The sequence below is a fragment of the Pseudonocardia sulfidoxydans NBRC 16205 genome (genome assembly GCF_007989085.1).
Taxonomy (GTDB): domain Bacteria; phylum Actinomycetota; class Actinomycetes; order Mycobacteriales; family Pseudonocardiaceae; genus Pseudonocardia; species Pseudonocardia sulfidoxydans.
In genome coordinates, this window is sequence record NZ_BJVJ01000010.1 from 76,703 (window position 1) to 97,021 (window position 20,319).

At 72.4% G+C, this 20,319-nt stretch carries 21 protein-coding genes and 1 riboswitch; of the genes, 9 read left to right on the top strand and 12 right to left on the bottom strand.

The genetic code is table 11. The features are described from left to right. Window positions 1-334 precede the first annotated feature (334 nt). A complete protein-coding gene (locus PSU4_RS07740) occupies window positions 335-865 on the top strand; it encodes a gamma carbonic anhydrase family protein (protein ID WP_147104160.1) in 531 nt (176 codons plus the stop codon). Here the strand turns inward: PSU4_RS07740 and PSU4_RS07745 are convergent. From PSU4_RS07745 to thiO, 3 genes are all read right to left on the bottom strand, one after another. Further along, a complete protein-coding gene (locus PSU4_RS07745) occupies window positions 862-1,623 on the bottom strand; it encodes a thiazole synthase (protein ID WP_147104163.1) in 762 nt (253 codons plus the stop codon). The two genes, PSU4_RS07740 and PSU4_RS07745, sit on opposite strands and share 4 nt — an antisense overlap. A 5-nt stretch (window positions 1,624-1,628) precedes the next feature. Further along, window positions 1,629-1,829, bottom strand: a complete 201-nt coding sequence (thiS, locus tag PSU4_RS07750; RefSeq protein ID WP_147104166.1) for a sulfur carrier protein ThiS — start codon at window positions 1,827-1,829, stop codon at window positions 1,629-1,631. Beyond that, complete coding sequence (gene thiO / locus PSU4_RS07755; protein ID WP_147104169.1) at window positions 1,826-2,971, bottom strand: glycine oxidase ThiO; 1,146 nt, start codon at window positions 2,969-2,971, stop codon at window positions 1,826-1,828. Before thiO ends, thiS begins: the two co-directional genes overlap by 4 nt. Then, window positions 2,965-3,073: riboswitch (TPP riboswitch) on the bottom strand. It overlaps the preceding gene by 7 nt. A 31-nt stretch (window positions 3,074-3,104) precedes the next feature. On the opposite strand from thiO, the gene thiE reads away from it, so the two are divergent. Then, on the top strand, window positions 3,105-3,773 hold the full coding sequence (gene thiE, locus PSU4_RS07760; RefSeq protein WP_147104172.1) for a thiamine phosphate synthase: 669 nt from the start codon (window positions 3,105-3,107) through the stop codon (window positions 3,771-3,773). Window positions 3,774-4,545: 772 nt separating this feature from the next. On the opposite strand, the gene PSU4_RS07765 is transcribed toward thiE, so the two are convergent. Beyond that, window positions 4,546-5,190: a hypothetical protein gene (locus tag PSU4_RS07765; protein WP_147104175.1), complete on the bottom strand. Its 645-nt coding sequence runs from the start codon at window positions 5,188-5,190 to the stop codon at window positions 4,546-4,548. Window positions 5,191-6,153: 963 nt separating this feature from the next. Further along, window positions 6,154-6,861, bottom strand: coding sequence for a DUF3159 domain-containing protein (locus PSU4_RS07770; RefSeq protein WP_147104178.1), 708 nt, complete (start codon window positions 6,859-6,861; stop codon window positions 6,154-6,156). 164 nt (window positions 6,862-7,025) lie between these two features. On the opposite strand from PSU4_RS07770, the gene PSU4_RS07775 reads away from it, so the two are divergent. Further along, a complete protein-coding gene (locus PSU4_RS07775) occupies window positions 7,026-7,823 on the top strand; it encodes an SGNH/GDSL hydrolase family protein (RefSeq protein ID WP_147104181.1) in 798 nt (265 codons plus the stop codon). Between the two features lie 76 nt (window positions 7,824-7,899). On the opposite strand, the gene thpD is transcribed toward PSU4_RS07775, so the two are convergent. The 6 genes from thpD to PSU4_RS07805 form a co-directional block, all read right to left on the bottom strand. Further along, entirely contained in the window at window positions 7,900-8,811 is a 912-nt protein-coding gene (gene thpD / locus PSU4_RS07780; RefSeq protein ID WP_147104184.1) for an ectoine hydroxylase, read from the bottom strand. Beyond that, window positions 8,812-9,249: an ectoine synthase gene (locus PSU4_RS07785; protein WP_147104186.1), complete on the bottom strand. Its 438-nt coding sequence runs from the start codon at window positions 9,247-9,249 to the stop codon at window positions 8,812-8,814. 2 nt (window positions 9,250-9,251) lie between these two features. Continuing rightward, window positions 9,252-10,631 (bottom strand): diaminobutyrate--2-oxoglutarate transaminase, encoded by a 1,380-nt coding sequence (gene ectB, locus PSU4_RS07790; RefSeq protein ID WP_246114994.1) that lies wholly within the window; start codon window positions 10,629-10,631, stop codon window positions 9,252-9,254. A 119-nt stretch (window positions 10,632-10,750) separates the two neighbouring features. Further along, window positions 10,751-11,281 carry a diaminobutyrate acetyltransferase gene (gene ectA, locus PSU4_RS07795; protein WP_147104189.1) on the bottom strand — a complete coding sequence of 177 codons (531 nt, stop codon included), beginning with the start codon at window positions 11,279-11,281 and terminating at the stop codon, window positions 10,751-10,753. A gap of 176 nt (window positions 11,282-11,457) precedes the next feature. Beyond that, window positions 11,458-13,059 carry a flavin-containing monooxygenase gene (locus PSU4_RS07800; RefSeq protein ID WP_147104192.1) on the bottom strand — a complete coding sequence of 534 codons (1,602 nt, stop codon included), beginning with the start codon at window positions 13,057-13,059 and terminating at the stop codon, window positions 11,458-11,460. A 207-nt stretch (window positions 13,060-13,266) separates the two neighbouring features. Next, a complete protein-coding gene (locus PSU4_RS07805) occupies window positions 13,267-13,674 on the bottom strand; it encodes a YccF domain-containing protein (protein WP_147104195.1) in 408 nt (135 codons plus the stop codon). Window positions 13,675-13,885: 211 nt separating this feature from the next. Here PSU4_RS07805 and PSU4_RS07810 point away from each other — a divergent pair, with 211 nt between their 5' ends. The 5 genes from PSU4_RS07810 (at window position 13,886) to PSU4_RS07830 (ending at window position 17,914) form a co-directional block, all read left to right on the top strand. Beyond that, window positions 13,886-14,095, top strand: coding sequence for a hypervirulence associated TUDOR domain-containing protein (locus tag PSU4_RS07810; RefSeq protein WP_147104197.1), 210 nt, complete (start codon window positions 13,886-13,888; stop codon window positions 14,093-14,095). Window positions 14,096-14,131: 36 nt separating this feature from the next. Continuing rightward, window positions 14,132-14,506 (top strand): DUF427 domain-containing protein, encoded by a 375-nt coding sequence (locus PSU4_RS07815; protein WP_147104200.1) that lies wholly within the window; start codon window positions 14,132-14,134, stop codon window positions 14,504-14,506. Window positions 14,507-14,789: 283 nt separating this feature from the next. After that, window positions 14,790-15,971 carry an LLM class flavin-dependent oxidoreductase gene (locus tag PSU4_RS07820; protein WP_147104202.1) on the top strand — a complete coding sequence of 394 codons (1,182 nt, stop codon included), beginning with the start codon at window positions 14,790-14,792 and terminating at the stop codon, window positions 15,969-15,971. Next, a complete protein-coding gene (locus PSU4_RS07825) occupies window positions 15,968-17,332 on the top strand; it encodes an NtaA/DmoA family FMN-dependent monooxygenase (protein WP_147104205.1) in 1,365 nt (454 codons plus the stop codon). The genes PSU4_RS07820 and PSU4_RS07825 overlap by 4 nt, the downstream gene beginning before the upstream one ends. Window positions 17,333-17,344: 12 nt before the next feature. Beyond that, entirely contained in the window at window positions 17,345-17,914 is a 570-nt protein-coding gene (locus PSU4_RS07830; protein ID WP_147104208.1) for an NADPH-dependent FMN reductase, read from the top strand. Between the two features lie 159 nt (window positions 17,915-18,073). Here the strand turns inward: PSU4_RS07830 and PSU4_RS07835 are convergent, their stop codons facing one another. Further along, the gene (locus tag PSU4_RS07835) at window positions 18,074-18,559 is read right to left on the bottom strand and encodes a cupin domain-containing protein (protein WP_147104210.1); all 486 of its coding nucleotides are present in this window, start codon (window positions 18,557-18,559) and stop codon (window positions 18,074-18,076) included. A gap of 204 nt (window positions 18,560-18,763) precedes the next feature. Here PSU4_RS07835 and zwf point away from each other — a divergent pair, with 204 nt between their 5' ends. After that, window positions 18,764-20,257, top strand: a complete 1,494-nt coding sequence (zwf, locus tag PSU4_RS07840) for a glucose-6-phosphate dehydrogenase (protein WP_186816799.1) — start codon at window positions 18,764-18,766, stop codon at window positions 20,255-20,257. Window positions 20,258-20,319: the final 62 nt, after the last annotated feature.

Here is a 20,319-nt window from a genome sequence, read left to right on the forward strand (position 1 = left end):
GCCGCGGCGGCGAGCGCGGGCGCCGTGCCCGGACGTGAGGTCCAGCGTGCTCCAGTCGCCGGCCACGCCCTCGGCCAGGAAGAAGCACAGCGCGAGCAGGGCCGAGCCCCAGATGCGCCCGGGCGTACGGACCCGGCGGCCCGAGGGACGTTCCGTAGGAGGGTCGGGGACCTGCTCGCACGACAACAGGAACCGCCGCGACGACGACACCCACCCCGGCGACGACCAGCGCCGGGACGAGCGGCCCGGAACCGGCAGCGGCGAGGAAGCCCCCGAGCAGCGCGGCCGGCACCCTGGTCCGGTTCGTGGGCGGCTGATCCGGCAAGCTCGGCCCATGCCGCTGTTCTCGTTCGAGGGCGTCACGCCCACCATGCACCCCGACGCCTGGATCGCCCCCACGGCCACCCTGGTCGGCGACGTGCACGTCGAGGCCGACGCCTCGATCTGGTACAACGCCGTGCTCCGCGCCGACTTCGGCCGGATCATCGTGCGCGAGGGCGCGAACGTGCAGGACGGCTCCGTCCTCCACGGTGGCGACGACCCGATCACCGAGGTAGGCCCGGGCGCCACCATCGGCCACCTGTGCGTCGTGCACGGCTGCGTCATCGGGGCGGAGGCCGTCATCGGTAACGGCGCCACCATCCAGGACGGCGCCCGCGTCGGCGCCCGCTGCCTCGTCGGTGCGGGCTCCACCGTCGCCCCCGGCAAGGTCGTCGACGACGGCACCCTCGTCCTGGGCGACGTCACCGCCTCGCCGCGCGGACCGCTCACCGGCTCCGCCGCCTGGTGGGTGCGGACCAACCCCGATACCTACCGCCTCCTGGCCCGCCGCCACCGCGACGGCGTCTCGCCCGTCGTCGGCTAGTCGATACCGGGCGACGACGCCTGGGCCCAGTACCGGCGCGGGATGCGGCCCGCACCGTGCGCCGCCCGGCCGGCCTCCACGGCCAGCCGCATGGCGTGCGCCATCCGCTCCGGGTCGCCCGCGCGGGTCACGGCTGTGGCCAGCAGGACGGCGTCGCAGCCCAGCTCCATGGCCTGCGCCGCCTCCGACGCCGTGCCGATCCCCGCGTCCAGCACCACCGGCACCCCGGCCTGCTCGACGATCATCGCGATGTTGTGCGGGTTGCGGATGCCCAGCCCCGTCCCGATCGGCGAGCCCAGCGGCATCACCGCGGCACACCCGACCGACTCCAGCCGACGCGCCAGCACCGGGTCGTCGTTCGTGTAGGGCAGCACGGTGAACCCGTCGTCGACGAGCTGCTCCGCCGCGTCGAGCAGCTCGATCGGGTCGGGCAGCAACGTGCGCTCGTCGGCCACGACCTCCAGCTTCACCAGATCGGTCTCCAACGCCTCCCGGGCCAGCCGCGCCGTCAGCAGAGCCTCCGCGGCGCTGCGACAGCCCGCCGTGTTGGGCAGGACCTCGATCTTCAAGCGGCGCAACAGGTCCAGCACGCCGGTGCCAGTCGTCGCGTCGACCCGGCGCATCGCCACCGTCGTCAACGACGTCGCCGACGCCACCAGCGCCCGCTCGAGGATCTCCAGGTTCCCGGCACCGCCGGTACCCATGATCAGCCGTGACCCGATCTTGCGGCCACCGATCACCAGCTGGTCCTCGCTCATCACCCTCACCCTCCCTGCACCGCGGTCAGGACCTCGACCCGGCTGCCCGCGGCCAGCGCCGTCGACGCCCAGTCGGCCCGCGGAACCACCTCGGCGTCGACCGCCACCGCGACACCCACGCGCGGCGCGCCCATCGCGTCCAGCGCGTCGAGCACGTTCGCACCCTCACCGAGCTCGTGCTCCGCACCGTTGATCCACACGGTCATCCGTTCGCCCTCCTGAGCAGACGTGCCGGGTCGGCGACCCGCACGACGTCGGCCACCGCCCCGCCCCCCAGCATCGCGACGACCGCCTCCGCGGTCACCGGCGCGAGCAGGATCCCGTTGCGGTGGTGCCCGCTCGCCACCAGCAGACCCTCCGGCCCCACCGGACCGATCAACGGCAGGTTGTCCGGGCTGCCCGGCCGCACCCCGGCCGCCACCTCCAGCAGCGCGAACTCCGCGACACCCGGCAGCACCCGCTCCGCGTCACGCAGCAGATCACGCACCCCGCCGACCGTCGGCTCCAGGTCGAAACCCACGTCGGCCTGCGTCGCCCCGACCACCAGCCCACCCGCGTCGCGCGGCACCGCGTACACCGGCCGGCCGTCGACCAGCGCGCGCACCGTCCGCGACGGCGCCGGGAACGCCCCCGCCCGGTGGCCCAGCCGCAGGATCTCGCCCTTCACCGGGCGCACCATCGCGTCGAGCGCCGGATGCAGCGCCGACGACCACGCCCCCGCCGCGACCAGCACCGCGTCCGCCTCGACGACCGACCCGTCGTCGCACGTCACGCCCGCGACCCGGGTGCCGTCGTCGACGACTCCGGCCGCGTTGCGGGCGACGAACGCGACGCCCGCCTTCTCCGCCGCTGCCCGCAACGCGGTTAGCAACAACCTGTTGTCGACGGCCAGGTCGTCGGGCACCGACAGCCCACCACGCACCTCCGGGCCGATCGCCGGCTCCAGCCGCCGCAGCTCCTTGCCCGACAAGCGCTGCACCGGCCGGCCCAGCCCGTCGAGATACGACGCGAGCGTCTCCAGCTCGGCCCGGTCCCCGCTGCCCGTGGCGACGACGACGGTGCCCTCGGATCGCAGCCCCGGCTCGCGGCCCGCCGCCTCGCCGAGCCGTGCCGCGAAACCCGGCCACAGCCGCACCGACTCCACGCCCAGCGCGAGCAGATCCTCCTCGCCCGGCCACGCCTCCGTGACCGGTGCGAGCATCCCGCCCGCCACCCACGACGCCCCCGACCCCGGCGCCGCATCGACCAGCGTCACCCGGGCGCCACCGGCCGCCGCACGCCACGCGCACGAGAGCCCGACGACCCCGCCGCCCACCACGACCAGTCGCATGCTGCTGTCGATCGTCATCTCCATCCGCTCCCTGCGCCGGCATGACCCGGATCAGGTTCGACGGTCGGGACGGCTCGCGTCCCCTCTCAGCCCGCTGCCCGGGCTCCCGTGCGTCACCTGCCGCCCACCCTACGCCGTAGGGTTCGACGTCGTGCCCATCCTCGATGGTGATTCCCGGCGCGCCCGCCTCGCCGACGCCCGCCTGTACCTCTGCACCGACGCCCGCCGCGCCCGCGGCGACCTCGCCGAGTTCGCCGACGCCGCCCTCGCCGGCGGGGTCGACATCATCCAGTTGCGCGACAAAGGAACCGAGGGCCCCCTCGAAGCCCGCGACGAGCTCGCCGCGCTCGAGACCCTGGCCGAGGCCTGCGCCCGCCACGGCGCGCTGCTCGCCGTCAACGACCGCGCCGACGTCGCCCTCGCCTCGGGCGCCGACGTCCTGCACCTGGGCCAGGACGACCTCCCGGTCGAATGGGCGCGCCGCATCGTCGGCGACGACGTCGTCATCGGCCGCTCCGCCCACAGCTCCGACGAGACCGCCACCGCCGCCGGTGAGGCGGGCGTCGACTACTTCTGCGCCGGCCCCTGCTGGCCCACCCCGACCAAACCCGGCCGCCCCGCCCCCGGCCTCGACCTGGTCCGCACCGTCGCCGGCCGCGAGCCCGACCGCCCCTGGTTCGCCATCGGCGGGATCGACAACTCTCGGCTCGACGAGGTCCTCGACGCCGGTGCCCGCCGCATCGTCGTGGTCCGGGCGATCACCGAGGCCGACGACCCCCGGGCCGCCGCCCGCGCCCTGGCCGACCGCCTCCGCCCGTAGGGCTCGGTGATCCGGGCGGTTCCTGGCAAGGCGGAGCCAGGGCCGAACACCGGGCGCCGAGACCGTGGCGACCAATCCGTCAGACGCCCCTGACCTGCCCCGGGGGCACCTCCCCCGGGCGATCGCCGCCCGCGGGACATGAGCGTCACCCGTGGCGCGCACGTCCCGCTCACAGCGATCACCGGTCGTGGCGCACGACCGTCATCTGCGTCGCCCATCCGCCCCCGACGACGATCACCACGGGGCCGGGGCCGCCGAGGCCGCCCGCGCCCCTGCCCCGATGATCGCGGTCTCTGGCGGATGCGCGACGAATACTGCGCGTATCCGCCACGAGCGACGATCACCAAGGTTTGAGGCCGCGCCGAGGCAGCCCAGCGCCGGGGACGCCAGCCCCAGGGCATCCCCGGGCACCCGCGCCCCGATGATCGCCGTCCCTGGCGCGTACGCGAAACGCTGCGCCCATCCACCACGAACAACGATCACCACAGAGGTCCACCCCGGGCCGGGGAAGCCGCCGGCAGCCGGGCCGCACGGGCCGGCCGGACCCACCCCGGTGATCGACAGTCCTGGCGCATACCCGACGAACGCTGCGCCCAGCCGCCACGAACAACGATCACCAGAGAGGTTCACGCCAGACCGGGGAAGCCCAGCGCGCCGGCAGCCGCGGCCGCGCCGGCCGGGGCCCCGCAGTGATCGCTGTTTCTGGTGCATGAGCGACGGAAATGACGCTCAAGCACCAGAAACGATGATCACAGGAGGCTGGTGGCCGGGGTCAGCCGGCCGCGCCGCCGCCGCCGTCGCCCGCGCCCGAGCCCGCGCCCGAGCCCGCGCCGCCAAGGTCGGGCAGCACGCCGCCGCGGGGGGCGGTGGGGATGGCGCCGGTCGTCGTCGGCGGGCTGGTCGTCCGGCCGGCGGAGCCTCCGGGGCCGCCGCGTTGCGTGGGCTCCTGGGTCGGCTCGGTGCCGGAGTCCCGGTCGTCGCTCGCGCTGCTGGACTCGGAGTCCTGGGGCGCGGTGGTGGCGGGCGCGGTGGGGTCGGCCGGGGCGGGGCGCAGGACCCTGCCGACGGAGGTGCCGGACTCACCGCCGGAGATCGGTGATCCCTTGACCCATTCGATCCCGGTGACCACGAACAACCCGATGAAGAACGCCACCACCGCGATCGCGGCCGTCACCGCGATGCGCTTGGGCGTGAACCGTGACGTGCGTCCGCCCGCCTCGGCGTCGCCCAGCCGGATGGTGCCGTCGGAGCCGGCGACGGCACGGGTCGCGTCGGGGTCGTCGCCGGCGCGTTGCGCGGGCAGCGGCGGCATGACGGCGGTGACCTCGGTGCCGGTGTCGTCGCGGCGGAGCCGGACGACCCGGGATCGGACGGTGCGCGTCGTGGTGTCGAGTCCGCGCTGGAACGTGGTGGTCACGACCGACGTCACGATCGCGGCGAGGGCCGCCCCGACCACCGTGCCCGCGGCACCGAAGTAGGAACCGACGACGGCGGTGGTCGCCGCCGCGCCGCCACCGGCGATGACCCTGGGCAGGTTGTACTCGGCCTTGGACGCGGGCTCGGGTGCCGTGTCGGCCTCGGTGCGGGTGGTCGCGTCGTCGGTCCGGGCGCTGCCCGGGAGGGGGTCGGGGCGCGCGCTACCCGGGAGGGGGTCGGGGCGGGCGCTGCCCGGGAGAGGATCGCGACGGGTCGGCGCGCCGGGGGCCGGGTGGCCGGTGGGCGGGGTCCGGACCCCGACGCGGGCGCGGTGCCCGTGCGCGTACCGGCCGGATGCCCCGGGAGCGAACCCACCGGGCGGCGTGCCCCCGAACCCACCCGGCGGCGTTCCACCAGAACCAGGACCACCCCCGAGGCCGCTCGGCGGCGTGCCCCCGAACCCACCCGGCGGCGTTCCACCAGGGCCACTCCCGAACCCACCCGGCGGCGTTCCACCGGGTCCAGGACCACTCCCGGAGCCGCTCGGCGGCCTGCCCTCGGACCCGCCGGTTGCGGCCCGGGGGGACGGGATGCCCGGGGTGCCGGCGGGTGGTGTCGTCCCGGGCGGCCACGCGGCTGTGGGCTGGCCGGGGCCGGGTGGGCCCGTCGGCGTGGGGCCTGTGGGGGGCGGGCCGCTCGCGTCGGTGTCGGGGTGTCGGCGTTGCCGGGGAGCGGGCTGCCGATCAGGGTCGGGGTTCGGGGGTGGGAACTGCTGGTACCGCATGGCTCCTGTTCGCGTTCACGTCGGTTCGGTGCGCTCACCGTCGTCACCGGTACCAACGTGGGCGGGCCGAGGAACACGCCCGTTGATCACCGACAGTGAGTGCCTTCACTCTCCTTCGCGGGGCCGGGAGCCGCAGATGTTATCGAACCGTCACCAACATCCCTCCAACGGGTGGCCTCCTCACGACTCTCCGTGATCATTGGGACGAGTCGGAGAATCCGTCGGAATCCCGTCGACGACGGGGTGCAGCAGGCCCGGGTGGTCGTGGGGCAGCGACCGGCGCAGCACGACCCAGGAGATGCCGATACAGGCCGCGACCAGGGGCCACGTGAGCGCGATGCGGGCGACCCCGAGGGCGACGACCTGCCCGGCGGCGAAGAGCGGCAGGAAGACGGCGAGCCGCACGAGGTACTGGCCGACCCACACCCAGCTGGCACGTCCGTAGGCGCGCAACAGGTCGGCGTCGCGGCGCCAGCGCGTCTTCTGTCCCAGGACGAGTCCGACGATGACGCCGAGCAGCGGCCACCGGATCACGATCGACACGGCGAAGGCGAGCGCGCTGCCGGCGTTGCTGGCGATCTGGACCAGGAAGAAGTCGACGGCCCGGCCGGTCGCGACGGCGACGGCCACGGCCACGGCGACGGGGATGAGGCCGAGCAGGACCGATCGGGGCTTCCCGCCGCGCGCCATCCTGAAGCCCGCCACCAGGATCGCGGCGACGACCGCGGCGCCACCGCCCCAGGAGACGGCGGAGAGGCTTCCTGTGCGGTCGGCGACGAGCCAGCCGACGACGAAGGCGGCGACGGGGATCGTGGCGTCGAGAGCGCCGCGTCGCCCGCCGAGGATCTCCCGCAGGGTCGGCTCGGCGGGCCGTGGGGGAACGGTCACAGAGGTAAGGGTGCCCTATTGCTGCGATCCGATCACCCCCCTGGCGCGCCGGACCGACTCTGGGTGATCCTGGAGGGAAGCACCACCCGACGGTGGGGTGACGCCCCGGTGAACGCGTCCGAGGCGTGCGGGTGGTGCCGATGTGGATCGAGGGGACAGCCATCATGCGCGCCAGGAACACCTTTGTCGCCATCGGCGACAGCTTCACGGAGGGGCTCGACGACCTCTGGGACGACGGCTCGCCCCGTGGGTGGGCCGACCGCACCGCCGAGCGCCTGGCCGCGGGGCGCCCCGAGTTCACCTACGCCAACCTCGCGGTGCGCGGCAAGCTGCTCGACCAGATCGTCGCCGACCAGATCCCGGTGGCCGAGCGCATGAAACCGGACCTGATCACGTTCTGCGCGGGCGGCAACGACATCATCGGCTTCCGCTGCGACACCGACGACCTCGCGGCCCGGTTCGACGCCGCGCTGGCCCGTCTGGTGGCCACCGGCGCCGAGGTGCTCATCTTCACGGGGTTCGACCTGCGGAAGATGCACGTGCTGATGCGCCGGTTGCGGGGCCGTGTCGCCTGCTACAACGAGATGATGCGGGCCAGTGCCGAGCGGCACGGCTGCCGGGTCGTCGACCTGTGGAGCATGGACGTGCTGGCCGATCCGCGCGCGTGGAGCCTGGACCGGCTGCACCTGACGCCGGAGGCTCACGAGCGGGTGGCGTTGCGGGTGCTGGAGGCGCTGGGCGAGCCCGTCCCGGCCGACTGGCGCACGCCCTGGCCCGCGGCGGAGGCCCCGGGTTGGCGGTCGCGTCAGCAGTCGGATCTGGTGTGGTTCCGCGACCACGTGATGCCCTACGTCCGTAAGCGCCTGCGGGGAATCGCGATCGGCGACGGCTACCTGCCGAAGCGTCCCGAGCTGTCCCCGGTCGTCCCGCTGGACGACAGGCTGGGCCGGCGCCGGGCCTGAGCGGCCCCCGCAGGCCGGGTACAGGAGCCGGCCCCACCCGGGGCAGGGCGGGGCCGGCGTCGGGGCGTGAGGCCCGTCAGTGCGGCACGGGGGTGAAGTCGCGCGCGCCGATGAAGTCCGGCCGGCGGCCGGGCGCGGAGAACGGCTCGACGCACTCGTTCTCGACGCTGTTGAACACCACGAAGATGTTCGAGCGCGGGTACGGCGAGATGTTGTCCGACGACCCGTGCATGCAGTTCGAGTCGAAGAACGTCGCCGACCCGGCGGCCCCGGTGAGCATGGCGATGCCGTGCCGGTCGGACAGCACCGTCAGGCTGTCCGGGTCCGGTGTGCCGATCTCCTGCTCCTTCAACGACTCTCGGTAGTGGTCCGCGGGGGTCTCGCCGACGCAGGACACGAAGGTCCGGTGGGAGCCCGGCATGATCATCAGGCAGCCGTTGTAGGGGAAGTTCTCGGTGAGCGAGATCGAGCAGCTGACCGCGCGCGGGACGGGCATGCCGTCCTCGGCGTGCCAGGTCTCGAAGTCGGAGTGCCAGTAGAAGCCGCCGCCGCCGAAGCCGGGCTTGTAGTTGATCCGGCTCTGGTGGACGTAGACCTCCGAGCCCAGGATCTGGCGGGCCCGGCCGGCGACGCGTTCGTCGGCGACCAACCGCGCGACGGCGTCGCTGATGCGGTGCACCTCGAAGATCGAGCGCACCTCGTTCGACGTCTTCTCCACGACACAGCGCTCGTCGCGGCGGACGTCCGGGTCCGTCGCCAGCCGGTCCAGCTCGGCGGCGTACCCGGCGACCTCGGCCGGTGTGAGGAGCTGCGGGACCTGCACGAATCCGTCGCGTTCGTGCGCCTCCAGCTCTCCGACCCCGAACATCCCACCGTCGGGGCCGCCCCAGACGGCCGGTTCCTCGCGCGCTATCAGCGACGCGTTCGCCGCGATCCGCGTGGGGTACCGGTCACCGGTCCGTCGATCACCGCCGACAACAGCGGTCATTCAGCTCGCCTCCTCCACTTTCGCTTTCTCGGTGCCGGCCTTCTCCCCCGGGGTGATCCTGATCAGCGGGTACACACCGTTCTCGTCGTGCACCTCACGCCCCGTGACCGGCGGGTTGAACACACAGACCGTCCGCATCTCGGTGCGGGGCCGGAGCTGGTGACGCTCGTTGCCGTTGAGCACGTAGATCGAGCCCGGCCCGAGCTGGTAGGTGGTGTCGTTGTCCTTGTCGTAGAGCTCGCCCTCACCCGCGGTGATGAAGACGGCCTCGATGTGGTTGGCGTACCAGAAGTCGTTGATCGATCCCGCATCGAGCACGGTCTCGTGCACCGAGAAGCCCACGCCGTCGTCGGCGAGGACGATGCGCTTGCTGCGCCAGTTCGGCGTCTTGACGTCGCGCTCGGTGTCGGTGATCTCGGCAAGTGTCCGGACGATCATGGTCAGGCCCCCTTCACCACGGTGCGGACGGACTCGGCGATGGTCGCGAGTCCCTCGTCGAGCTCGGCGTCGCTCACGGTCAGCGGCGGGAGCACCTTCATGACCTCGCTGTTGGGTCCGGAGGTCTCCATCAGCAGACCACGTTCGAACGCCGCGGCACAGACCTTGGCGGCGAGCTCGGGCTGTTCGAACTGCAGGCCGCGGGCCAGGCCCCGGCCCTTGACGGTGATGGCGGCCTCGGCGTTGTCGGCGGCGATCCGGGTGAACGCCTCCTCGACGTGCTCGCCCTTGGCGAGCGTCGAGCGCTCGAGGGTGTCGTCGGCCCAGAACTCGCGCAGCGCGGCGGTGGCGGTCACGAACGCGGGGTTGTGACCGCGGAAGGTGCCGTTGTGCTCACCGGGTCCCCACTGGTCGATCTCGGGCTTGATCAGGACCAGCGCCATGGGCAGGCCGTAACCGGAGATGGACTTGGAGATCGTGACGATGTCGGGCTCGATCCCGGCGATCTCGAACGAGAAGAACGGGCCGGTGCGGCCGACGCCCATCTGCACGTCGTCGACGATGAGCAGCATGTCGTGGCGCTTGCACAGCTCGGAGAGGGCCTGCAGCCATTCGATGCGGGCGGGGTTGATGCCGCCCTCGCCCTGCACGGTCTCGACGATCACGGCGGCGGGCTCGTTGAGCGAGGACCCCTGGTCGTCGAGCACACGCTCGAACCACAGGAAGTCGGGCACCTGGCCGTCGAAGTAGTTGTCGAACGGCATCGGCGTGGCGTGGACCAGCGGGATACCGGCGCCGCCGCGCTTCATCGAGTTGCCGGTCACCGAGAGCGCGCCCAACGTCATGCCGTGGAACGCGTTGGTGAAGTTGATCATTGCCTCGCGGCCGGTGACCTTGCGCGCCAACTTGAGGGCGGACTCGACGGCGTTCGCGCCGGTGGGCCCGGGGAACTGCACCTTGTAGTTCAGCCCGCGGGGTTTCAGGACGAGGTCGCGGAACGTGTCGAGGAAGTCGCCCTTGGCCGTGGTGTACATGTCCAGGCCGTGGGTGATGCCGTCGCGCATCAGGTAGTCGATCAGCGGCTTCTTGAGCGCGGGCGGGTTGTGGCCGTAGTTGAGCGCACCGGCGCCCGCGAAGAAGTCGAGGTAGCTGCGGCCGTCGACGTCGCTGAGGCGGCTGCCGCGGGCGGTGTCGAACACCACCGGCCAGTTGCGGCAGTAGCTGCGGACCTCTGATTCGAGATCGCCGAAGACGGTCGTGTCGCCACGGGCGTCGGATGGTCGCCGGACGGACGGGGTCGAACCGGCGGTGGGCGTCTCGAGCATCGTGCTCCCCAATGTGGTGAGGGTCTGCGGAAGATCGGTGCGGGCGGTCGTCGTCATCTGGTGATCACTGCGTCTCGGGTCGTCGTGACCGGCGGGCGGCCGGTCGTGAGCGGGTGTCCGGTATCGGTGTCGCCGTCGTTCGTCGCCGTGGTGCGTGCCGGGGCGCGCGTCGCCGGTCAGGCCGCGAAGGGGCCGATGCGGTGGAGGATCTCCGGCTCGTGACCGGCGCCGAGCTGCTCGGCGGAGAACAGCTCGGAGGTGACGAGGCGGGCCGCGCGGCGCTCGGCGAACGCGGCGAACAACCGCTCGGACGCGTCGTTGTCCGGGGTGATCGTCGTTTCGAGGTGATCGATGCCGGGCACCCGGTCGACGAGGGCGTCGAGCATGCCGCCGGCGACTCCGAGGCCGCGGGCGGCGGCGTCGACCGCGACCTGCCACACGACGAGGGTGTTCGGGGCGTCGGGGCGGCGGTAGCCGGTGACGAAGCCGATGGGCTCACTCGTCGGGTCGTCGAGCCGGGCCAGGACGGACGTCTCGGCGAAGTCGCGGCACCACAACAGATAGGCGTAACGAGAGTTGAGATCGAGCACCTTCGACTCGGCGGCGAGCCGGGAAAGGTCGACGCCGTCGTCGACCGTCGGCTGGGAAATCAGCACGGTGGGCGGCGTACTCGGCGGGCCTTCGGGGGCGTCCACTTGCACCGTCATGGTGGACCAACCTAACAAGCCGTTTGCCGTCGCGCAGCCCACTCGTGGCGCCGACCTGCGCAAACGTGGAAATTCTGTGAGGTGGTCCACGGAGATGTTTAGTTTCCGGGACCGGCGGGAACGGGTCGCCGAACAACGGTGATTCCGCTGTCCCGCCGGTCGCGGCGGCACTCCGATCAGGCCATCACGAATCCGCGATATCCGTCCTTGGCGACGTCGGTGCACGTGCCCGCGTACGACGCCATTCCCCCTGCGTATGGCATGAATACGCGCGGTTTGCCGGGGACGTTCGCACCGAGGTACCAGGATGTCGCGGCGCGTGGCAGCAGCGTCCGGTCGGCGGCCCGCTGGACCTCCTCGCCCCACTCCCGTTCGGCGGCCTCCGTCGTCTCGATGCGGGTGAGACCGCCGTCACGGGCGTGCTCGAGGACGTCGGTGATCCAGTCGACGTGCTGTTCGATGCACGTCGGCATGTTGGTGAGCACCGACGGGCTGCCGGGCCCGGTGATCGTGAACATGTTCGGGAAGCCGGCGACCTGCAGGCCCAGGTATGTCTTCGGGCCCTCGGCCCAGTGGTCGCGCAGGGTCGTCCCGTCGCGGCCCTGGATGTTCATCCGCAGCAACGGACCGGTGAGGGCGTCGAAGCCGGTCGCGAACACGATGCAGTCGAGCGGGTACTCCTGCTCGGTCGTGCGCATGCCGGTCGCGGTGATCTCCTGGATCGGGGTGGATCGGACGTCGACGAGCGTGACGTTGTCGCGGTTGTAGGTCTCGAAGTACTGCGTGTCGATGGGGGGTCGCTTCGTCGCGAAGCCGTGGTCGTCGGGCAGCAGCCGCTCGGCGACCTCGGCGTCCTTCACGACCTCGCGGATCTTGTCGCGGATGAAGTCGGAGGCGGTGTCGTTGGCGGCCTGGTCGGACAGCAGGTCGGAGTAGGCGGCGCGGAAGCGCAGGCCGCCGAACTCCCACGCGTCCTCGTAGGTCGCGCTGCGCACGTCGTCGGCGACCGACAGCGCGGAGGTCGGGCTGATGAGGAACGGGTGCCCGTTGGTGGAGGCGCGCTGGACGGCGCGGATGTCGGCGTACTCCTGCTTGATCCGGTCCGACACCTCGGGCGGCATGGGGCCGTTGCGGGCGGGGATGGAGTAGTTCGGGGTCCGCTGGAAGACGGTGAGGTGTTCGGCTTCGGCCGCGACGACCGGGATGGCCTGGATGCCCGTCGACCCGGTGCCGACGATGCCGACGCGCTTGCCGGTGAAGTCGACCTTCTCGTGGGGCCACTGCCCGGTGTGGTACCAGTCGCCTCCGAACGAGTCGAGGCCGGGGATGTCGGGCACGTTGGCCGACGACAGGCACCCGACCGCGGTGACCATCCAGCGCGCGCTCCAGCTGCCGCCCTGCTCGGTGTCGACGGTCCAGGTGCCGGCGGTGTCGTCCCACCGGGCGGCGGTGACGCGGGTGTTCAGCCGGATGTCGCGACGCAGGTCGAAGCGGTCGGCGACGTGGTCGAGGTAGCGCAGGATCTCGGCCTGCCCGGCGTAGCGCTCCGACCAGGTCCACTCCTGCTGGAGGTCCTCGTCGAACGAATAGGAGTAGTAGTAGCTCTCCGAGTCGCAGCGGGCGCCGGGATAGCGGTTCCAGTACCAGGTGCCGCCGACGCCGTCCGCGGCTTCGAGCACGACCGCGCTCAGCCCGAGGCGGTGCAGCTGCCGCAGCATGTAGAGCCCGGCGAAACCGGCGCCGACGACGACCACGTCGACGGTCTGATCTTCGGCCATGAGTCCCTCCACTGTGAGGGTGCAGCTCGACGCCGTCGGACGCACGTCGGAGCGACGGACAGGGGTCGTCAATAGTGTAACGACCGTTCCACGAAACAGCGGAGCTCACGGGCGGCCGATACGTCGGCGACCTCGTGGCCCTGCGGGTCGTGCGCGTCGCCTCCTGACCGGCCCCGCAGCACCGCGGCGCCGGCGGTCCGGTCCCGCTCAGTAGGCCGGACGGTAGCCCGGGTAGGCGAGCTCCGGGCGGTCGACGATGACGCGGCCCAGCGGGACGATCGACACCGGGATGAGCTTGATGTTGGCCCACGCCAGCGGGATCCCGATGATGGTCACGGCCAGCGCGATCGCCGTGGCCAGGTGGCCCAGGGCGAGCCACCAGCCGGCGAAGACGAACCAGATGACGTTGCCGATCGCCGACGGGGCGCCGGCGTCGGGCCGCCGGACCAGGTCGCGACCGAACGGCCAGAGGGCGTAGTTGGCCATCCGGAACGAGGCGAGCCCGAACGGGATCGTGACGATCAGGATGCAGCAGATGACGCCGGCGACGGCGTAGCCGATGGCGAGCCACAGCCCGCAGAGCACCAGCCAGATGACGTTGAGCACCGTGCGCATCGCGCGTCCCACCCTCTCGCCCGGCGAGTCCGTCCGGACCGTCCAGTGTGCCCGTGTCCGAGGTGCGCCGCCACAAGCCGCCGACCCCGTCCGAGACCCTGCCGAGCTGCACCTCAGCGCGGTCCGCGCCGCACCCGCGACCCTGACGTGCATCTCGGCGGGCGGTCACGGCAGCGGGTTACGCGGAGCGCCGGGCCGGGTAGCGCCGGACATGACCCAGGAGTTCCGCAAGGGCGACAAGGTCCGCTGGAAGAGCCACGGCGGCACGGCCGAGGGCGAGGTCGTCGAGAAGATCACCTCCGACACCGAGGCGGCCGGACGGACCGTCCGCGCGTCGAAGGACGAACCGCAGTACCGGGTGCGCAGCGACAAGAGCGGCGGTGACGCCGTCCACAAGCCGGACGCCCTCGAGCGCATGTGAGGCAATAGATCGGGGCCGGGAACGGTTGGACCGGTCATGAGCCGCAGCGTGAGGATTCCCGGCCCGGACCACCCGATCACCGTCGAGCCCGGCGGCGTGCGCGTCGTCGTGAAGGTGGGCGGGCACGTCGTCGCCGACTCGACGAAGGCGCTCGCCCTGCGCGAGGCCGACTACCCCGTCGCCTGGTACGTGCCGCGCGAGGACGTCGACGCGGCGGTGCTGTCCGACAGCGCCACCACCACCTACTGCCCGTACAAGGGCGACGCCTCCTACGTCACGGTGACGACACCCGAAGGCTCCGTCGAGGACGTGGCCTGGAGCTACGTCGAGCCGTACGAGGCGGTGGCCCCGATCGCCGGGCACCTCGCGTTCTACCCGAACCGCGCGAACATCGTCGTCGAGGAAGCCTGAGGGGCGACGTGCAGCGCGGCACCCCGCCCGGCCCGCGGGATCGGGCGACGGCTGACCGGACATCTCCCGGTATTCCCGCCGGGGCCGAGGACAGCATCACGCTGACCTCGGCCTCGTCGGTGTGCGACCGTGGAGGAGTGCACGACGTCGCGACGCTGCCCGGACCCGACGCGGTCCTCGTCGGCCGCCGCTGGCTCGACGGCGTCGGTTCCCCCACCGGCCTCTGACGCCGGGCGCCGTTCCCGCGCCCGCCGACCCTGCCGTCCGAACCGAAGGCGAACCCGTGCCCGACACACCCCTGCACCTCGGCGTCCTGCTCGACGGCGCCGGCCGCCATCCCGCCGCCTGGCGCGAACCCGGCACCCGGCCCGCCGAGCTGCTCACCGCCGGCTACTGGGCCGATCTCGTCGCGGAGGCCGAGCACGGGCTGCTCGACCTGGTCGCCGTCGACGACAGCCTCGGCCTCCAGTCGGCCGATCCCTTCGCCTCCGACGACCGCACCGACCAGGTCCGCGGCCGCCTCGACGCGTCGATGCTCGCGTCCCGGATCGCGCCGCTGACCGCGCACGTCGGGATCCTGCCGACGGTCGTCGTCACCCACACCGAGCCCTTCCACGTGTCGACGACGATCGCGACGCTCGACTACGTCAGCAGCGGCCGCGGCGGCGTCCAGGTCCGGGTCGCCGCCCGCCCCGACGACGCCGCGCTCTTCGGCAGGCGCACCATCCCGACCGACCGCGACGAGCTGCTGCGCGAGCTGTTCGGCGAGGCCGCCGACGCCGTCGAGGTGATCCGGCGGCTCTGGGACAGCTGGGAGGACGACGCGATCATCCGCGACGCCGCGACCGGCCGGTTCATCGACCGCGACCGCCTGCACTACATCGACTTCGAGGGCCCGCACTTCAGCGTGCGGGGGCCGTCGATCACGCCGCGCCCGCCGCAGGGGCAGCCGATCGTGGCGGCGCTCGCCCATCGGGCGGAGCCGTTCGCGCTGGTCGGGACGTCGTGCGACCTCGGTTTCGTCACCCCGCGCGACGCCGCCGACGCCCGCCAGATCGTCGCCTCGATCCGGGAGGCGCAGGCCGGTGCGGGCCGCGAGGCCGAGACCGTCCACGTCTGGGCGGACCTGACCGTCGTCCTCGACGACGACGCCTCGGCCGCCCGCGACCGGCTCGCCCGCCTCGACGCGACGGACCCCCTCACCGACGACGCCCGGGTCTTCGCCGGGTCGCCCACCGAGCTCGCCGACCTGCTCGACGACCTGCGCGGCGCCGGGCTCACCGGCTTCCGGCTGCGCCCGGCCGTGCTGCCCGACGACCTCAGGCAGGTCACCCGCGGGCTCGTCCCCGAGCTGCAACGCCGGGGCCTGTTCCGCGCCGCCTACGAGGCGTCGACGCTGCGCGGGCTGCTCGGCCTGCCCCGCCCCGCCGACCGCTACGCCACCACCGCAGGGAGCGCCCGATGAGCCGCAGGCAGATGCACCTCGCCGCGCACTTCCCCGGCGTCAACAACACGACGGTCTGGAGCGAGCCCGAGTCGGGCAGCCAGATCGAGTTCTCCTCGTTCGCGCACATGGCCCGCACCGCCGAGCGCGCCAAGTTCGACTTCATGTTCCTCGCCGAGGGCCTGCGGCTGCGGGAGCAGAACGGCGCCGTCTACGACCTCGACGTCGTCGGGCGCCCCGACAACGCGGCGATCCTCGCCGCCGTCGCCGCCGTCACCGAGAGGCTCGGCCTGGCCGCGACGATCAGCTCCACCTTCAACGAGCCCTACGAGGTCGCGCGGCGGCTCGCGTCGATCGACCACCTGTCCGGCGGGCGCGCGGCCTGGAACGTCGTCACCTCCTGGGACAAGTTCACCGGCGAGAACTTCCGCCGCGGCGGCTACCTCGCCCAGGGCGACCGCTACCTGCGCGCCACGCAGTTCCTCGACACCGTCATGACGCTGCTCGACTCCTGGCATGGCGACGAGATCGTCGCCGACAAGGCGTCGGCCGCGTTCCTGCGCGACGGCGACGCCGGCCGCTTCGACGTCCACGTCGACCAGTTCGACATCCGCGGCCGCTTCTCGGTGCCGCGCAGCCCCCAGGGCCGGCCCGTCGTGCTGCAGGCCGGCGACTCCGACGAGGGCCGCGAGTTCGCCGCCGCCGGCGCCGACGCGATCTTCACCCGGCACGGCTCGCTGGAAGCCGGCCAGGCGTTCTACGCCGACGTCAAGCGACGCCTCGCCGCCCACGGCCGCACCGAGGACCAGCTGAAGATCCTGCCCGCCACCACCTTCGCCCTCGGCGACACGCAGGCCGAGGCCGAGGAACGCGGGCGCGAGATCCGTCGTCAGCAGGTGAGCGGCCAGACCGCGCTGCGTTTCCTCGAGCAGGTGTGGAACCGCGACCTGTCGCACCTCGACCCGGACGGTCCGCTGCCCGAGATCGACCCGCTCGTCGTCGACGCCGACACCCCGCGTGTCTCGCAGGGCCGCGCCGCCGACCGCATGTACCGCGACCCGCTGGCCACCGCTCGCGAATGGCGGGAGCGCGCGGCGGCGCACAACCTCTCGATCCGCGACCTCATGACCGAGGTGACGTCGCGGCAGTCGTTCGTCGGCACCCCGCAGGCCGTCGCCGAGGAGATGGAACGATTCGTCGACCAGCGGGCGTCGGACGGGTTCATCCTGGTCCCGCACATCACACCCACGGGTCTCGACGAGTTCGCCGACAAGGTCGTGCCGATCCTGCAGGAGCGCGGCTCCTTCCGGGCCGACTACACCGGCACGACGTTGCGCGACCATCTGGGCCTGGCCCCGCTCGACACCCACGCGAAGGTTTGACAAGGAGTTTGTGTGCCCGTACTGCAGATCGTCGTCGGCAGCACCCGTCCCGGCCGCGTCGGCGCACCCGTCGCGGCCTGGGCCGCCGAGCAGGCGCGCGCCCACGGGGGCTTCGACGTGGAGGTGCTCGACCTCGCCGAGATCGACCTCCCGATGTTCGACGAGCCCATCCACCCCGTCCGCGCGCAGTACACGAACGACCACACGAAGCGCTGGTCGGAGACGATCGCGCGCGGCGACGCCTTCGTCTTCGTGACGCCCGAGTACAACGGCTCCTACGCCGGGGTGCTCAAGAACGCGATCGACTTCCTCAACCACGAGTGGCGCTACAAGCCCGCGGGGATCGTCTCCTACGGCGGTGTCTCCGCCGGTACCCGTGCCGCCGTCGCGCTGCGCAGCGTCCTCACGACGCTGCGGATGGTCCCCGCCGTCGACGCCGTCCACATCCCGTTCGTCGGGGAGAAGATCGCCGACGACGGGACGCTCGTCGCCAACGACGTCATGATCGCCGCCGCCAAGACGATGTTCGACGAGATCGCCCGCCTGCGGACGGGCATCGCCCCACTGCGCCCGGCCCCCTGACCCGCCCCGGTCCCTGCGCCCCGGCCCACTACCGCGCGCAACCTCACTGCTGTCGCGGACCGGATCCACGACGGTGAGGTTGCGCGCCGTTCGTCGGCCGACCGTCCGCAGCCCCAGGCGGTCGGGTCGTCGGGCACCGGGTCGCGTGGGCCACGGCGCTCAGGTCGTGCGCTCGTCCGCCGTCAGGGGACCGAGAGGAGGCCCGACGAACTCCACCCCGGCCAGGCGCGCGGACGCGGCGAGCGCCTCGAGGCCCTCCGGCTCGCCGGCGGCCGTCCAGTCCAGGAAGAACTCCTCGAGCCCCGACGGCGTGGACACGACGAGCAGCCGGCCGTCCGTACCGCCGTCGTTGCGGAACGTGTGGGGCACACCGCGGGGACCGAAGACGAACCCGCCGGTCGAGCGGGCGACGACGTCGTCGTCGAGACGGAACCGGAAGTCGCCGTCGAGGACGTACCAGATCTCGTGGTCGCGGCCGTGCACGTGCAGGCCCGGCCCCTCCCCCGCGCGGATGACGAGCTCCACGACCGAGATCGCACCACCGGTGTCCCCGGCCGCCGCCAGGAGATGGCCGACGCCCGTGGGCAGGGCGAAGGGGACGCCGCCGCCGGGCGCGTGGCTGAACGGGACGGGCGCGTCGGCCATGGCTCCTCCTCGCGGGGGCCGCCGACCGTACGCGCGCCTCACCCCCCGCGACGAGGGCCGGAATACCCGGACGCCCCCGGCCACGCACCGAGTCGTCACCCCGTCGACACCTGGCCGGCCTGAGGAACGGCCCGGATCTGGGTACGGTCCCACGGAGAGTCGCCCTGCGCGGTCACGCGGGGCCTGTTCGTGGGAGGTCGCACCGTGGTCAGCCCCCGTCGTGCCCAGACGATCGCCTATCCGGCCACCGGTGCGCGGCCGCGTACGCGCGACAACGAGCCGTTGGCTCCGCACGTCATCGTCCTGTTCGGCGCGACCGGCGACCTCGCGAAACGCAAACTCATCCCCGGTATGGCCTACCTGGTGCGGTCGTCGCTGGCGCCGGACATCCGCGTCGTCGGCACCGCGATGGACGACATCACCACCGACGAGTTCCGGGCGTTGGCGCGCTCCGCGATCGAGTCGTTCGGGATGCACAAGCTCGACGACGAGGGTTGGTCCCAGTTCGCCGAGCGGCTCACCTACGTCCCGCAGGGCGCCGGCCCCGAAGGGCTGTCGTCGGAGGTCAAGCGCGCCGAGGAGCTCCTCGGGCCGGACTGCCGCCGGCTGCACTACCTGTCGGTCCCGCCCAAGGCCGCGACGGCCGTCATCAGCATGCTGCGCGACGCCGACCTCGTGTCCGACTCGCGCGTCGTCATGGAGAAGCCGTTCGGGTCCGACCTCGACACCGCGATCCGGCTCAACGACTTCGTCCACGAGGTGTTCGACGAGTCGCAGGTCTTCCGGATCGACCACTTCCTCGGCAAGGAGGCGGCGCAGAACATCCTGGCGTTCCGCTTCGCCAACGGGCTGTTCGAGCCGATCTGGAACCGCAACTTCATCGACCACGTCCAGATCGACATCCCCGAGACGCTGGGTCTGGACCTGCGCGCCAACTTCTACGAGTCGACCGGCGCGTTCAAGGACATGGTCGTCACGCACCTCATGCAGGTGCTGGCGTTCGTCGCGATGGAGCCGCCGACGGCGCTGGAGCCGCGCGCGATCAGCGAGGAGAAGAACAAGGTCTTCCGGTCGCTGCTCCCGATCCGTCCCACCGACGTGGTGCGAGGGCAGTACGTCGGCTACTGCGAGGAGGAGGGGGTCAGCCGCGAGTCCGACACGGAGACGTTCATCGCGCTCAAGGTCGGCATCGACAACTGGCGCTGGGCCGGCACCCCGTTCTACCTGCGCACGGGGAAGAAGATGGCCGAGGGCATGCGGATCATCTCGATCGCCTTCAAGGAGGCACCGCGGACGATGTTCCCGACGGGCTCGGGCGTCGGGTCGCAGGGCCCGGACCACCTGACCTTCGACCTCGCCGAGTCGGGCCGGGTGTCGCTGTCGTTCTACGGCAAGCGACCGGGGCCGGGGATGCGGCTGGAGAAGCTGTCGCTGCAGTTCTCCACGCAGGAGACCGAGCACGGCGGCGACGTCCTGGAGGCCTACGAGCGGCTGATCCTCGACGCCATGCGTGGCGACCACACGCTGTTCAACACCGCCGAGGGCATCGAGTCGCTGTGGGAGCGGTCGGCCCCGCTGCTCGACGACCCGCCCCCGGTGAAGAGCTACCCGGTGGGCACCTGGGGCCCCAACGCCATCCACCAGCTCATCGCGCCGAACGCGTGGCGGCTGCCGTTCGAGCGGGCCTGGCGGGAGTAGGCCCCGCGCCAGCCGGCCGGTCGACAGCCGGTCTTCCGACGTCCGCGCGGTTGTTCAGGCTG

Bases quoted from the DNA above. Each gene is read 5' to 3' on its own strand.
- PSU4_RS07740 (WP_147104160.1), top strand. From the start codon at position 335: ATGCCGCTGTTCTCGTTCGAGGGCGTCACGCCCACCATGCACCCCGAC.
- PSU4_RS07745 (WP_147104163.1), bottom strand. From the start codon at position 1,623: ATGAGCGAGGACCAGCTGGTGATCGGTGGCCGCAAGATCGGGTCACGG.
- thiS (WP_147104166.1), bottom strand. From the start codon at position 1,829: ATGACCGTGTGGATCAACGGTGCGGAGCACGAGCTCGGTGAGGGTGCG.
- thiO (WP_147104169.1), bottom strand. From the start codon at position 2,971: ATGACGATCGACAGCAGCATGCGACTGGTCGTGGTGGGCGGCGGGGTC.
- PSU4_RS07775 (WP_147104181.1), top strand. From the start codon at position 7,026: ATGCGCGCCAGGAACACCTTTGTCGCCATCGGCGACAGCTTCACGGAG.
- thpD (WP_147104184.1), bottom strand. From the start codon at position 8,811: ATGACCGCTGTTGTCGGCGGTGATCGACGGACCGGTGACCGGTACCCC.
- PSU4_RS07785 (WP_147104186.1), bottom strand. From the start codon at position 9,249: ATGATCGTCCGGACACTTGCCGAGATCACCGACACCGAGCGCGACGTC.
- ectB (WP_246114994.1), bottom strand. From the start codon at position 10,631: ATGACGACGACCGCCCGCACCGATCTTCCGCAGACCCTCACCACATTG.
- ectA (WP_147104189.1), bottom strand. From the start codon at position 11,281: ATGACGGTGCAAGTGGACGCCCCCGAAGGCCCGCCGAGTACGCCGCCC.
- PSU4_RS07800 (WP_147104192.1), bottom strand. From the start codon at position 13,059: ATGGCCGAAGATCAGACCGTCGACGTGGTCGTCGTCGGCGCCGGTTTC.
- PSU4_RS07805 (WP_147104195.1), bottom strand. From the start codon at position 13,674: ATGCGCACGGTGCTCAACGTCATCTGGCTGGTGCTCTGCGGGCTGTGG.
- PSU4_RS07810 (WP_147104197.1), top strand. From the start codon at position 13,886: ATGACCCAGGAGTTCCGCAAGGGCGACAAGGTCCGCTGGAAGAGCCAC.
- PSU4_RS07815 (WP_147104200.1), top strand. From the start codon at position 14,132: ATGAGCCGCAGCGTGAGGATTCCCGGCCCGGACCACCCGATCACCGTC.
- PSU4_RS07825 (WP_147104205.1), top strand. From the start codon at position 15,968: ATGAGCCGCAGGCAGATGCACCTCGCCGCGCACTTCCCCGGCGTCAAC.
- PSU4_RS07835 (WP_147104210.1), bottom strand. From the start codon at position 18,559: ATGGCCGACGCGCCCGTCCCGTTCAGCCACGCGCCCGGCGGCGGCGTC.